Raw genomic sequence first — 12,220 nt, 5'->3', positions numbered from 1 at the left:
GTCAGCAGGCCCGCTTGCGGTCGGTCTCGACGGTGGTACGGGCGGCTGCGGCCAGTTCGGTGAACGAGCCTGCCAGCGCCTCCAGCACCGCGGGGCACAGCTTGTAGTACGTGAAGCGACCGCACGGCTCGGTCTCCACCACCCCGGCCTCGCGCAGCACCCGCAGATGGTTGGACAGGTTCGTCTGCCGGGCACCTGTCTCCTCCACCAGGTGCGTGGTACACAGCGTCTCCACGGCCAGAAGCTCCACGATCCGGAGCCGGAGTGGATCCGCCAGCGCACGGATCACTTCAGTGTCGACTGATGTCAGCATGGGCTGATACTGTCACATCAGGCGAAGCTGATGCCACCCCGCCCATCGCCGCAAGACAAGAGAGACCGCGATGCCCGACAAGCCCTCCGTCCTGTTCGTCTGCGTCCACAACGCCGGCCGCTCCCAGATGGCCGCCGCCTGGCTGACCCACCTCGCCGGCGACCGTGTCGAGGTCCGCTCCGCCGGCTCGGTCCCGGCCGACACCGTCAACCCCGCGGTCGTCGAGGCGATGCGGGAGGCCGGCATCGACATCGCGCACGAGCAGCCCAAGGTCCTCACCGTCGACGCCGTGCAGGCATCCGATGTCGTCATCACCATGGGATGCGGTGACGCCTGCCCCATCTTCCCGGGCAAGACCTACCTCGACTGGGATCTCGACGACCCCACCGGGCAGGGTGTCGAGGCGGTACGCCCCATCCGCGACGAGATCCGTTCGCGTATCGAGGCCCTCATCGCCGGCATTGCCCCGGCAGCCGGCCCGTAGGGAGTCCCCACCAGCCCGCGATCTGCCCTGACAAGGCGTCGCCACCCCCTCTCCGGGCTGCTTTCCTCGCCGGGGTGCCGTGCGATGAGTGGTCCCCGCCGCGATTGCACTGATCACGGCGAGGGCGCCGACGAGGGTGGTGGCTGCCCGGCGAAGCGGCCATGGCCAAGGCGGGGAGCGCACGGGGAACGTGGCGGTGCGGGCCGCCCGGCTCCAGCCGGTGGCGGCGGTGATCTCGGGGTGGTACGCGATGCCCCGGTTCGTGATCCGGGTCAGGCGCAGGGCGGGCAGAGCCGCGCGGGCACGCGGCCGCGGAACGGCTGCGGTTGCGTCCCCGCGCGTACGGACATGCTTACCCGTTGATCAGCAGCAACCGGCAGCCGCAGGCTGTCGCTCGGCCGGAGCGGCGTCTGCCGGAGTGCAGCAGTTGCCGCTCTCCCCCTTCGCCGGGGAGTCGGCGTCGGCCTTGACGACGTACACCTCCCACGGCTCCTGGCCGGGACCGTGCACCCAGACCTTGTCCTGCAGGGCGTAGCAGCAGGTGGTGTCGTTCTCCTCGGCGGTGGGCAGCCCGGCCAGATCCAGTCGGTCCGTGGCCTGCCGGACATCCTCCGTGGATGCCACCTCCACCCCCAGGTGGTCGATGCGGGTGTCCTCTCCCGCCGCTCCCTCGATGAGGACCAGCTTGAGGGGAGGTTCCGCGATGGCGAAGTTGGCGTAGCCGTCGCGGAGCTTGGCCGGCCCGGCACCGAACAGCTTGCTGTAGAAGTCGATCGATGCCTGCAGGTCGGGGACGCGAAGGGCGAGTTGTATCCGAGACATGGACCATTCCTTCTGTTTCGACATTCTTCGATGTTGCGCTCAGCATGCACTCGGGATCGACGTTCGTCAACATAGAGATTCATCGAATCCACCCCTACGGGCCGCCCGCCTCAATGCGCACCCCTTGGCAGGTGATTCGACAGGTGTCAACATAGAGGTATGTCTAAGTTGGCTCCGGGGCCCACCACGCTCGCCACCATCACGCCCTTGGGGTGCTGTCAGCCACTGGGACGCGAAGAGCTCTCCGCAGAAGACGCGGAGCCCATCGCCGCCATGTTCAAGGCGCTGTCCGACCCCGTTCGCCTGAGGCTCTTCTCGAAGATCGCCGTTCGCCCGGGCGGGGAAGCCTGCGTCTGCGAGATCCAGGACGTCGGCGTCTCCCAGCCCACGGTCAGCCACCACCTGCGCAAGCTGCGGGAAGCCGGGCTGCTGTTGTCGGAGCGCCGCGCGAGTTGGGTGTACTACCGGGTCGCGCCCGGGGCGCTGTCGGTCATGGCCGGCCTGCTGTCGCAGGCCGACTGAGTCGGCGGCTGAGGAGACGACGTGTGCCACAAGGACGCCGCTGCGTGCGACGGAACGTGCCTGACGCTCAGCGCAGCCGACATGGCCTGGTGGTCCAGGGTGTTCAAGACCTTGGGAGATCCCGTCCGTCTCCAACTCCTGATGCTCCTGGCGGAACGGGAGGGTGCCGAGGCGGCGGTGCACGAACTGGCGGACGTCGGGGTGTCCCTCGCGACGGTCAGCCACCACTTGAAGCGCCTGCGCAGCATCGGTCTGATCGAAAGCAGACGTGAGGGACGGCTCGTCTACTACCGCCTGGGTGCGGAAGTGCGTACGGCGCTGATGCACATCCTGCATCAGCGCGGCCAGGTCGGTGTCTCGTAGGGCCGGTTGGCGCGGCGCTTCGGTTCCGTACCGCGGTTCGGAACCGAAGCGCCGCGGCGTACCGAGCGCCGGGGGGTGTCCGCTTCGGCGGAAGCGATCAGGGGACCGCGGCCGCGACGGGCAGATCCAGGAGGACGGTTGTGTCGCACAGGCGCTCCACCTGCGCCGGGTCGTGGGAGACGAGGAGTACCGTCCGGCGCCCGCGCAGCGCCGCGATGGACTGCTCGACCGTGTCCCTGCTCTGTTCGTCGAGCGCACTGGTGGGTTCGTCGAGAAGCAGCCCGGCCGGCTCCAGGGCCAGCGCGCGGGCCAGGCAGAGTCGCTGCCGTTGTCCCGCGGACAGGGTCTGGGCGGGGGCGTCGAGTCTGTCGGCGACTTCTTTCCACAGTCCGGCCTCGGTGAGAGCCTGTTCAGCTCGGTCGCGCAGCGCCTCCCGGGACGCGCGCAGGACGTGGCGGACGCCGAACAGGGCGTTGTCGAGGACGCTGCCTCCGAAGACGACCGGGGTCTGGGGTACGAGGACGACCTTGGCTCTGAGGTCCGCGTCTCCCTTGCCGGGTGCGATGGTGCGGTCGAGGATCTTCAGGTCCCCCTCTCTGACGAGCCCGTCGGGGAGCAAGTCGACCAACGCGCGCAGGACGGTGGATTTTCCAGCGCCCGAAGGGCCGCACAGTCCGGTGGTGGAGCCGCGTTCGAGGGTGAAGGAGACCGGGCCGACCAGGGTCTTGCCGCGGGTGCGTACGCGTAGCCGGTGCACGGTGATTACGTCGTCCATCGTTCTCCTTCGAAGCGGTTGCGCAGCGCGATCGCCGCGCTGAGGAGTACCGCGGTGATCAGGACCAGCACCATGGCGCTTCCCCACGCCTGGTCGACGGCCTGCGGGTCACCCGAGTCCTGGGAGAGGGTGAAGATGTGGGTCGGCAGTGCCTGCACCGGGGACTCCACGATCCCGTTCGGCACCGTGGGAGCGCCGAAGAAGACGGTGGCGGTGAAGAGCAGAGGAGCGGTCTCGCCGGCTGCGCGCGCCAGGCCGAGCAGCAGGCCGGTGACGGTGGCGGGCCAGGTGTAGGGAACGACGACCGACCGGATGTACTGGGCACGTGTCAGCCCCAGCGACAGCGCGCTTTCGGTGAGTTCGGGTGGCAGGCTCCGGATGCGTGCCGCGGTGGTCAGAGCAACGACGGGTGCCACGACCGGGACGAGCACGATGGCTCCGGCCAGCCAGGACCTCCCCCATCCCATGGTGGTGGACAGGATGACGAATCCGGCGAGCCCCAGCAGGATCGTCGGCACGCCGCCCAGGACGAGCGTCAGCGTCTGCAGGGCTCGTGCCGTCCGCGCGGAGGCGTGGGTGCCTATCAGGATGCCCGCGCCGAAGCCCAGCGGCAGGGCGAGCAGCCCCGTGGTGACGACGAGCAGGAGGGTGCCGGTTATCTGGTCGCGTACGCCTCCACCGGCCGCTCCGGTCGCCGCGCTGAACCAGAAGCTCGGGTTGAACGCCGACGTGCCCCGGGTGACGAGGAGGCCGAGTATCCCGATCAGCAGTGCGCTGGGCAGCAGCAGGGCTCCCAGCCGCCATACCGTCAGCACCTGGTCCCGCTGCTGCCGCAGCCGCGGTGCCGGCAGGTGCCCGGCCTTCCGAGTGCTCTGGCGTCGTTCCCGTGTGCCCCAGATCGTCGCTCCGGCCACCAGCGCCAGGAGGAGGAGACCCAGGCCGCACAGGGCGGCGAAGTGCGGTCCTGAGGTGCCGGCGAGTACGGGCTCGGGGCCGGCGAGTTTCGTGGTGAGCGTCTGGCCGGGGTGGCTCAGAGAGTCGAGGAACTCGCCGAAGCTGTGGGGCATCCGCCCGTCGGCCCTGCCCACGACCAGGAACACCGCGATGGCTTCGCCGAGCGCCCGGGCCAGGCCGAGCAGGACGGCGGCACGCATACCCGGCCGCGCCAGCGGCAGGACCGCCGAGCGGATCACTTCCCCGCGGGTGAGGCCGAGGGAGTAGGCGGCCTCGCGGTAGCGGTCGGGTACGGCGGAAAGGGCGTCGACGCTGACGGCCACGACCGTGGGCACGATCATGACGGCCAGGACGATGCCGGCTGCCGCGAGGCTGTCTCCGCCCGGCACGTCGGCGATCGACGCGATGACGGGGCGGATGACGGCGATGCCGATGAGGCCGTAGACGATCGACGGCACGGCGGCGAGCAACTCCACGCACGTGCGCATCGGCCGGGCGATGCGCGGCGGGAGGTACTCCGACAGCGCGATGGCCGCCGCCCATCCGATGGGTACGGCGAGGACGAGGGCGAGGATGCTGACCACGGCGGTGCCGTAGATCATCGCCAGGCCGCCGAAGGCCGCGTTGGGCGGGCTCCACGCGGACTCGGTGACCAGGTTCAGCCAGTCGACGGTGCCGCTGCCGATACCGCTGCCGAGATACCCGGCAACGGCCAGGAGCAGGCCCGCGACGGCGAGTGCTCCGGCGTAGACCCAACTCCACACCCACGTGGACGGCCGGGGGCGTTTTCCCTCGGCGGAGGTGATGGATGGTCGCGCCGGTGTCTTGGTCGTAGCCATCGGCTACTTCCCGATTTCCTTGAGCTTGAGGTAGCCGTGCTTGGTCATCAGCTCCTGCCCCTTCGGGGACAGGACGTAGTTGATGAACTTCTTCGACGTGCCCTCCGGCTCGCCGTCGGTGATGAGGTACAGCGGCCGGGACATCGGGTACGTGCCGGAGGCGATGTTCTCGGGGCTGGGCGCGATGCCGTCGAGCGTCACGACCGCCAGGTCGTCGTGCCCTTCGACGAAGCTGGTGGACAGCGGTGCCACGGCGCCGGGGGTCGACTTCAGCTTGTTACGCGTTTCGAGGTTGCCGCCGACGATGGCGAAGTTGCCCGACTCCGGCGGCGGCGGGGCCTTCTTGTCGCCGTAGATGTACTTGTCGAGGACTTCGCGGGTGCCGCGGCCGGGTTCCTTGTCGTAGACGAAGACCTCAAGGTCCGGGCCGCCGACCTCGGACCAGTTGGTGATCTTCCCTTCGAACAGGTCACGTACCTGCGCCGCGGTGAGGTTCTCCACGCCGGCTTCGGCGACTTCGTCGGTGACGATGACGCCGACTGCGTCCGCGCCGACCTGGGTGGGTTGGAAGTCCGTGTCGGGATGGGCGGACTCGTCCTCCGGCGCTATGGGCTTCGAACTCATCGCGATGCCGATCTGGCCCGCCGCGAGCTGGGAGATGCCGCCGGCGGAACCGCCCTGGGTGGCCACGATGATGTCGAGGCCCTTCGCCTTGAGCGCCTCGGCCGCGTCCGCGGCCACAGGAGCCACGGTGGTGGAGCCGCTGACCTGCAGCGCACCTCCTGATCCGGCGTCGTCGCCGGCGCAGCCGGCCACGGATATGAACAGCACGGCGGTCGAGGTGAGATAGGCGGCGCGGCGCTTGTGAGTGATCACTATGGGGACTCTTCTCTCTGCATGCGTGCACAGGTGTGCGCTGTGAGGTGCGGTACGGGGACGGGCTCAGCCTCTTCGGGTGGTCACCGACGTGCTGGTGGGCGACGGTCGGGCGAGGTGGTCGGGACGTCCCGCTCGATCTCCCTGGGGGAGAGAGGGGCGGTGCACGCATGACCGCAGAAAGCCACGGGGGAATGCCGCGAGTCGCCGACGGCGACTCGTGGAGCCCCGACGACTGTTCCCACCGCGCCGGTGGCGCCGGCGGAAACGGGCATGGCAAAGCGAACGGGCTTGTGCATTGTCAGATCCTTCGGGTTGGCGGTGCCCTGAGGAAAACGCGGGACATGGGTGCCCGGAAGGGCTGCCCCGCGCAGGCTGCGGTGGATCTGGCGCAGGTTGCCGACAGCGGGTCGCTGGCGGCCTGTTGAAAGAGCCGGGCTCAGGAAGCCCGGATGGTGAGGTCTCCTTTCCTCAGGAGGTGGCGGTCAGCCAGACGTGGCCTGCTGCCTCCAGGTGGACGTCCATCCCGTCGATGGCGGGACTGGTGCGCATGGAGCCGCTGATGAAGCGCCAGGCGCTGTTGGCGTGTTCGGGCAGCAGGGCGTTGAGGCTGATACGGGCTTCGGTCGTGGACGAGTTGTAGAGGCCCAGCACGACGCAGGAGCGGTCGGCCGGCTCGCGTACGACGATGCCGGTCCCCTCGGTGTCCATCCGGCGCACGACGGCGTCGTCGGCGAATGCGGCCGCGAGGTGCGGCGTGTCCAGGCACCGGGTCATTTCCGGTACCTGAGTCCAGTCGGTCTGGGTGGGAGCAGCGAGGTGGGGGGTCACAGCAGTGTCCTTCCGGTCATGGCGGATCCCGGTTTTCGGCCCAGCAGGTGCAGGACCGTGGGCGCGACGTCGGCGAGCGTCGCCGTTCCGGGCAGCATGGGCTGCGCGGTCCCGGCCCCGCGGGGGACGATCACCAGAGGGACCGGGTTGGTGGTGTGTCCACCGTACGGTCGGGTGGTGCCGTCCGCCGCCTCCTTGGTCATCTTCTCGGCGTTGCCGTGGTCGCCCACGGCGAGCACCCAACGCCCGCCCGCGCGAGCCGCATCGAGGATCCGCCCTACCGCGGCGTCCGTGGCCTCGCACGCGGTGACGGTCGCGGCCAGGTTGCCGGTGTGCCCTACGACGTCGATGTTGGCCAGGTTGGCGACGACGAGTTCGACGTCCGTGCGGCCGGCGGCCTCGGTGACGGCCGTGGTGACGCGGTCGAGGTTCATCTGCGGCCGGGCGATGTAGTCGGGCTTGTCGTCGCCCGTGATCCGCACGTGCTCCTCGGCGCTGCGCGCCGTGGCGTCGCGGCCGTTGATGTAGTACGTCACGTGCTCGAACTTCTCCGCCTCCGCGATGCGGACGCTTCGCACCCCGGCCTCGGAGAGTTCGCCGGCCAGGCCACCGGAGGCGTCCGCCCGCTCCACCAGCGGGGGGATCGCGGCGCGGGTGTCGTACTGGGCCAGGCTCAGCATCTGCGTCGAGCGCCCGGTGGCCGTGAGGTGCTCGACGAGGCGGTCGGCGAACTGCTGGATGCGGTCGCTGCGGAAGTTGAACCACAGCACCGCATCGCCGTCGGCGATGGCTACGTCTCCAGCAGCCGTGAGCACGCTTGCGGGCACCCATTCGTCGCCGCGCTCGGAAGCGCTCAGTGCCTGCTGCACGCTGCCGGCGGAGGCGCCCCGGCCGTCGGCGACCAAGGCGACGGCCTGCTCGGTGAGGTCGAGGTTGCCGGCCTTGTCCATGGCGTAGCCGCGGCCGACGACGGTGGCGAGCCGGCCCGTCCCGGCGCGGCCGGTCATCTCGCCGACCTGTGCCAGGAAGGTGCGGGCGGTGCCGTCGGCGACGTCCCTTCCGTCGGTGATCGCGTGGATGTACACGCGGCTCACCCCGTGGGCCGCTGCCGCCGCCAGCAGGTCGGCCAGATGCCCGACGTTCGAGTGGATCTGCCCGTCCGAGCACAGGCCGATCAGGTGCAGGGCGCTGCCCGCGGCAGCCGTGCCGTCCAGGACGGAACCCAGCCGGGGGTGCGCACGCAGGGTGCCGGCGGCGATCGCCTGCTGGACCAGCAGACTGTCGTACGGTACGGGCCGTCCGGCGCCGATGACCATGTGGCCGATCTCGGAGTTGCCGACCGTACCGGCGGTCAGTCCGACGGCTTCGCCGGAGGCGTCGGCGAGCGTGTTCGGGAACCGCGTGACGAGGTCGTCCAGGACCGGAGTGCGGGCCAGGGCCAGGGCGTTGTCGTCGGCCGCCGGGGCGTGGCCCCAGCCGTCGAGCACCAGCAGGATGCCCGGGCCGGTGAACGAGTCGTCGGGCGCGCTCATACGGTGCTCGCGAGGGTGGGGTGCAGGGTGTCGAGGGTCTGCCAGAAGGTGGGGAAGGACTTGGCGACGCAGCCGGGGTCCTTGATGACCACTCCCTCGGTGCGCAGACCGGCGATCGCGAAGGTCATGGCGATGCGGTGGTCGTCGTAGGTGTCGATGTCCGCACCGACCGGGGTGCCGCCGGTGATGTACATGGCGTCGGCGTGCTCTTCGACCTCGATGCCCATCTTGCGCAGCTCGGTGGTGACGGCGGCGATGCGGTCGCACTCCTTGACGCGCAGGGAGGCGATGTTGGTGATGCGCGTGGTGCCCTCGGCGTGGGCGGCGGCGATCGCGAGGGACGGCACGACGTCGGGCATGGCCTCCATGTTGATGTCGATGCCGTGCAGCGGACCGCCGGTCAGGGTGGTGGTGCCGGCCGTGACTTCGGCGCGACAGCCCATGCGTTCCAGGGCCTCGACCAGGTGGGCGTCGCCCTGGTGGGATCCGCTGCCGATGCCTGGGATGACGACCCGGGACTGGAGGATGGCCGCGGCGATCAGGAAGTAGGACATGCCGGAGGCGTCCGGCTCCACGGTGACCGTGCCGCCGCGGGCCTGCTGCCCGGCGGCGACGGTGAAACGCCGGTGGCCGTCGCAGTCGACGCTCACCCCCATTTCCTTCAGTGCGGCGAGCGTCATCTCCACGTACGGCTTGGAGATCAGCTCGTCGCTGATGGTGATCTCGGTGGTGGTCCGGGCGCGCAGCGCGTTGATGATGAGGCTGGAGGTGAACTGGCTGGAGACGGCGCCGCTGATGGACGTGGCGCCTCCCTTGAAGGAGCCGCCGACCACGCGGATGGGCGGGCTGCCGTTGCCGCGTACGGCGGCGGCGTCCACGCCGAGCGCGGGAAGGGCCTTGAGGAGGTCGCCCATGGGGCGCTCCTGCATGCGGGCGTTGCCGTTGATGATCGTGGTGCCCTCGGCGTGCCCGGCCATGGAGATCAGGAACCGCAGCGGGGTACCGGCGCCGCCGACGAAGATCTCCTCACCCGGTGCGCGCATCGGCTTGCCGGTGGGGGTGACGCGGATGCCGGCGGCCTGCTGGTCGATGTCGCAGGTGACGTGTCCGAACTTCTCGATGGCACGGGCGAGGTAGACGGTGTCGTCGGAGAGCAGCGCGTTGTCGATGACCGTCTCCTGCCCGGACAGGGAGGCGATGGCCAGGTAGCGGTTGGTGTAGCTCTTGGAGCCCAGGACCTGGACGGTCTCGTCGAAGCCGGCCAGCGGCCGGACGGTGACGGACTCGGCCTCAAGACGCGGGTCGGACGTGGCGGTCATGCACTGCCTCCAGCGGTCGGGGACGAACGGTGCGGCGTCGCGTGGCGGGTCAGGCTCGGACGACCCGGCAGGCGAAGCACTTGAATGCCTGCTGGCCGGAGAGGTTGTCGTAGTAGCGGTCGTCCGGGAGGGTGTTGGCCGCCTCGTAGCGGGGGTCGTCGAAGAGGTCGCCTGTCTTCTGGGCGGGACCAAAGGTGTTGGGTACGAACACGGTGTCCGTCCTGATCCCCTCCCACAGCAGTGCCGTGCCCGTCACCGAGCCGCGGGGGCTTTCGACGCGGACGTCGTCGCCGTCCCGGATACCGGCGCGGCGGGCGGTGTCGGGATGGATCTGGATGAAACGGATGCCGTTGAGCTGCTTGCCCGTCGGAGTCCAGTGCGTGATCTCGGCGAAGTGCACGACGCTGGGCCGGCCGGTCATCCCCATCAGCGGGAAGTCCCGGTGCACGGCGTCGTCTCCGGGAACGCCCAGGCGCACCGGGTGCGTGACCGCCTGGGGATTGAGGGGGTTGGTGACGAAGGCACGGCCGTAGGCCAGGGTCGGGTTCTTTCCGGTGACCTCGGGGTGCGTGTAGAAGACCGGCAGGGCGCCATGCCCGGTCGCGGCCAGTTTCTTCTCCAGCTCCGGGGTGGTGATCTCGACCTTGCCGCTGGGGGTGAGGAAGCGTTTGCCGCGATTGCCGGGATCCAGCGACTCCGCGGCTTCGTACCAGCTCGGGTGATCCAGGTACAGGGTGCTGACCCCGGGGTGCTCGGGGGTGGGACACGGCCAGCGCAGCGGCTCCGTGCGCCGGCTCATCCGGGTACGGGTCATCCCGCCGGTGCCGGGGGTGTGGGCGATGAAGTTGTCCCACAGGTGCTTGTAGTCCGTCCACCGCTCCGGGAACGCCTCACGCCACTCCGCGCCGGGGCGGTCGTTGTCCAGCTCGGCCAGCGCCTGCGCGAGGCCGATCCAGATCTCCCAGTCGGGCCGGGACTCGCCGAGCCGGTCGACGACCTGCTCCTGCCAGCGGATGGCCCGGTCGTCGCGGCGCATGTAGACGCCTTCCATCTCCAGCCCGCTGCAGACGGGCAGGATGATGTCGGCGTAGTAGGCCGCTTCCTCCATGAACAGGCCGGTGTAGACGAAGAAGTCGAGCTGTTCGAAAGCCTTCTTGACCTTGGTCGTGTTGGCGGAGGACACCAGCGGGTTTCCCTGCGTGATCACCGCGCGCAGCCGGTACGGGACGCCCGTCAGGATCGACTCGGCGAAGTAGTCCGGGCCCACGGGCAGCGCCTCCCGCCGCTGGGGCACGTCGACCGTGAGCGGCGGCAGGTGCAGGTCGCCGGGCCAGGTGTTGTGCATGAAGTTGCAGCCGCCGCCCGGTACGCCGATGTTGCCGGTCACCGCGGCCAGGAACGTCGCCACCCGGTAGGTGTCGAAGGCGCCGAGCTGGTGGGAGATACCGGCGTTGCAGAAGATCGCGGCCGGTTTCGCCTTCGCGTACTCCTCGGCCATCTCCCTGATGGTGGCGGCCTTGACTCCGGTGACCTTCGCCGCCCACGCGGGGGTGTACTGGTGCTCGTCAAGGTGGGCGCGCAGCTCGTCGAAGCCGACGACCCACCGCTTGACGAACGCCTTGTCGTACAGCCCTTGATCGATGACGTGGTGGAGCATGGCGAGCAGCAGCGCGAAGTCGGTGTGCGGCTTGGGCGCCACCCACCGGTCGGCTTCGGCGCCAGTCGGGGTCAGGCGAGGGTCGACCACCGTCAGGGTGGCCTTGGTCCTGCTGCGGCCGCGCAGCAGGTAGTCGAAGGTGACCGGGTGGGTTTCCGCCTGGTTGGTGCCCAGGAACAGGTAGTGGCGGGCCGAGCCGAGATCGTTCTTGCCGGTGGCGCCGTCGGTGCCGTAGCCGTTGGTGAAGTTCCCCAGGCCGAACGTGGTGGCCAGGGCGTTGCCGCCGGCGTCGTTGCAGACGGGGCCGACGTCCGTGTTGTTGGGGCTGCCGAGCATCGCGAACACGCGGGCCACGAGGGAGCCCGTGCCGCGGGGCAGGCGGCCGGTGGTGCGGTTGGCGATGGTGTGCGCCTGTCCTGCGTCCCGCAGCTCCAGCAGCTTGGCGGCGATGGTGTGCAGGGCCTCGTCCCACGTGACGGGCTCGAACGTCGAGTCCGGCGAGCCTTTCGCACCGGCCACTCGGCGTAGGGGACGGGTCAGCCGGTCGGCGTTGTAGACCAGTTGCGGCATGAGTTCGGCTTTGACGCACACCTGGCCCTGCTGTACGGGATCGTCGTCCTCTCCCCGAACGGCGAGGATGCGATCGGCCTTGAGGTCGACGTTGAGCCGGCAGTTGGAGTTGCAGAACTGGCAGGCCGTGGCGACGGTCTTGTCCGGGGTCAGGGCGGCCGACTGATCGGTGAACGCCGCCCCCGCGAGGCTGCTGTCGGCGGTGCCCGCGCCTGCGGCGGCGGTGCCGTCGGTGGCGGCGTGTGCCGAGATCACCGGCAGCAGGGCGGGGGTGCCCAGTCCGGCTCCGCCGACGACGCTGCCGCGCACGAAGCCGCGCCGGGACAGGCCGTTCTGTTCGGATTTCATCAGGGTCAAGGCTCC

Annotated in this window: 12 protein-coding genes; 3 read left to right on the top strand and 9 right to left on the bottom strand. The window is 69.8% G+C overall.

Annotated elements, in window-relative coordinates; genetic code table 11:
- Position 1: 1 nt before the first annotated feature.
- Positions 2-313 carry an ArsR/SmtB family transcription factor gene (locus CXR04_RS27515; protein ID WP_101424925.1) on the bottom strand — a complete coding sequence of 104 codons (312 nt, stop codon included), beginning with the start codon at positions 311-313 and terminating at the stop codon, positions 2-4.
- Positions 314-383: 70 nt separating this feature from the next.
- Here CXR04_RS27515 and CXR04_RS27510 point away from each other — a divergent pair, with 70 nt between their 5' ends.
- Positions 384-797 carry an arsenate reductase ArsC gene (locus CXR04_RS27510; protein ID WP_101424924.1) on the top strand — a complete coding sequence of 138 codons (414 nt, stop codon included), beginning with the start codon at positions 384-386 and terminating at the stop codon, positions 795-797.
- Positions 798-1,160: 363 nt separating this feature from the next.
- Here CXR04_RS27510 and CXR04_RS27500 read toward each other — a convergent pair whose 3' ends face one another.
- A complete protein-coding gene (locus tag CXR04_RS27500) occupies positions 1,161-1,619 on the bottom strand; it encodes an ArsI/CadI family heavy metal resistance metalloenzyme (RefSeq protein WP_101424923.1) in 459 nt (152 codons plus the stop codon).
- 159 nt (positions 1,620-1,778) lie between these two features.
- Here CXR04_RS27500 and CXR04_RS27495 point away from each other — a divergent pair, with 159 nt between their 5' ends.
- Positions 1,779-2,141 (top strand): ArsR/SmtB family transcription factor, encoded by a 363-nt coding sequence (locus CXR04_RS27495; protein WP_101424922.1) that lies wholly within the window; start codon positions 1,779-1,781, stop codon positions 2,139-2,141.
- A 21-nt stretch (positions 2,142-2,162) separates the two neighbouring features.
- Positions 2,163-2,504 carry an ArsR/SmtB family transcription factor gene (locus CXR04_RS27490; protein WP_101424921.1) on the top strand — a complete coding sequence of 114 codons (342 nt, stop codon included), beginning with the start codon at positions 2,163-2,165 and terminating at the stop codon, positions 2,502-2,504.
- 97 nt (positions 2,505-2,601) lie between these two features.
- On the opposite strand, the gene CXR04_RS27485 is transcribed toward CXR04_RS27490, so the two are convergent.
- The 7 genes from CXR04_RS27485 to CXR04_RS27455 form a co-directional block, all read right to left on the bottom strand.
- Positions 2,602-3,279: a phosphate ABC transporter ATP-binding protein gene (locus CXR04_RS27485; protein WP_199850539.1), complete on the bottom strand. Its 678-nt coding sequence runs from the start codon at positions 3,277-3,279 to the stop codon at positions 2,602-2,604.
- Positions 3,267-5,072 (bottom strand): phosphate ABC transporter permease subunit PstC, encoded by a 1,806-nt coding sequence (gene pstC / locus CXR04_RS27480; protein WP_101424920.1) that lies wholly within the window; start codon positions 5,070-5,072, stop codon positions 3,267-3,269. Before pstC ends, CXR04_RS27485 begins: the two co-directional genes overlap by 13 nt.
- A gap of 3 nt (positions 5,073-5,075) precedes the next feature.
- On the bottom strand, positions 5,076-5,948 hold the full coding sequence (locus CXR04_RS27475) for a phosphate ABC transporter substrate-binding protein (RefSeq protein WP_101424919.1): 873 nt from the start codon (positions 5,946-5,948) through the stop codon (positions 5,076-5,078).
- 471 nt (positions 5,949-6,419) lie between these two features.
- The gene (locus CXR04_RS27470) at positions 6,420-6,779 is read right to left on the bottom strand and encodes a hypothetical protein (protein WP_101424918.1); all 360 of its coding nucleotides are present in this window, start codon (positions 6,777-6,779) and stop codon (positions 6,420-6,422) included.
- Positions 6,776-8,311, bottom strand: coding sequence for a 2,3-bisphosphoglycerate-independent phosphoglycerate mutase (gene gpmI, locus CXR04_RS27465; protein ID WP_101424917.1), 1,536 nt, complete (start codon positions 8,309-8,311; stop codon positions 6,776-6,778). The genes CXR04_RS27470 and gpmI overlap by 4 nt, the downstream gene beginning before the upstream one ends.
- Complete coding sequence (gene aroA, locus CXR04_RS27460) at positions 8,308-9,630, bottom strand: 3-phosphoshikimate 1-carboxyvinyltransferase (RefSeq protein ID WP_101424916.1); 1,323 nt, start codon at positions 9,628-9,630, stop codon at positions 8,308-8,310. The genes gpmI and aroA overlap by 4 nt, the downstream gene beginning before the upstream one ends.
- Positions 9,631-9,679: 49 nt before the next feature.
- On the bottom strand, positions 9,680-12,205 hold the full coding sequence (locus CXR04_RS27455; RefSeq protein WP_199850538.1) for a molybdopterin-containing oxidoreductase family protein: 2,526 nt from the start codon (positions 12,203-12,205) through the stop codon (positions 9,680-9,682).
- Positions 12,206-12,220: the final 15 nt, after the last annotated feature.

This window comes from Streptomyces sp. CMB-StM0423, assembly GCF_002847285.1.
GTDB lineage: Bacteria > Actinomycetota > Actinomycetes > Streptomycetales > Streptomycetaceae > Streptomyces.
This window is presented reverse-complemented; position numbering and strand designations above follow the sequence as displayed.

What these genes read in the sequence shown, in the direction of transcription:
- gpmI (WP_101424917.1), bottom strand. Translation starts at nt 8,311, where the DNA reads ATGAGCGCGCCCGACGACTCGTTCACCGGCCCGGGCATCCTGCTGGTG.
- CXR04_RS27515 (WP_101424925.1), bottom strand. Translation starts at nt 313, where the DNA reads ATGCTGACATCAGTCGACACTGAAGTGATCCGTGCGCTGGCGGATCCA.
- CXR04_RS27495 (WP_101424922.1), top strand. Translation starts at nt 1,779, where the DNA reads ATGTCTAAGTTGGCTCCGGGGCCCACCACGCTCGCCACCATCACGCCC.
- CXR04_RS27485 (WP_199850539.1), bottom strand. Translation starts at nt 3,279, where the DNA reads ATGGACGACGTAATCACCGTGCACCGGCTACGCGTACGCACCCGCGGC.
- pstC (WP_101424920.1), bottom strand. Translation starts at nt 5,072, where the DNA reads ATGGCTACGACCAAGACACCGGCGCGACCATCCATCACCTCCGCCGAG.
- CXR04_RS27455 (WP_199850538.1), bottom strand. Translation starts at nt 12,205, where the DNA reads ATGAAATCCGAACAGAACGGCCTGTCCCGGCGCGGCTTCGTGCGCGGC.
- CXR04_RS27510 (WP_101424924.1), top strand. Translation starts at nt 384, where the DNA reads ATGCCCGACAAGCCCTCCGTCCTGTTCGTCTGCGTCCACAACGCCGGC.
- CXR04_RS27500 (WP_101424923.1), bottom strand. Translation starts at nt 1,619, where the DNA reads ATGTCTCGGATACAACTCGCCCTTCGCGTCCCCGACCTGCAGGCATCG.
- aroA (WP_101424916.1), bottom strand. Translation starts at nt 9,630, where the DNA reads ATGACCGCCACGTCCGACCCGCGTCTTGAGGCCGAGTCCGTCACCGTC.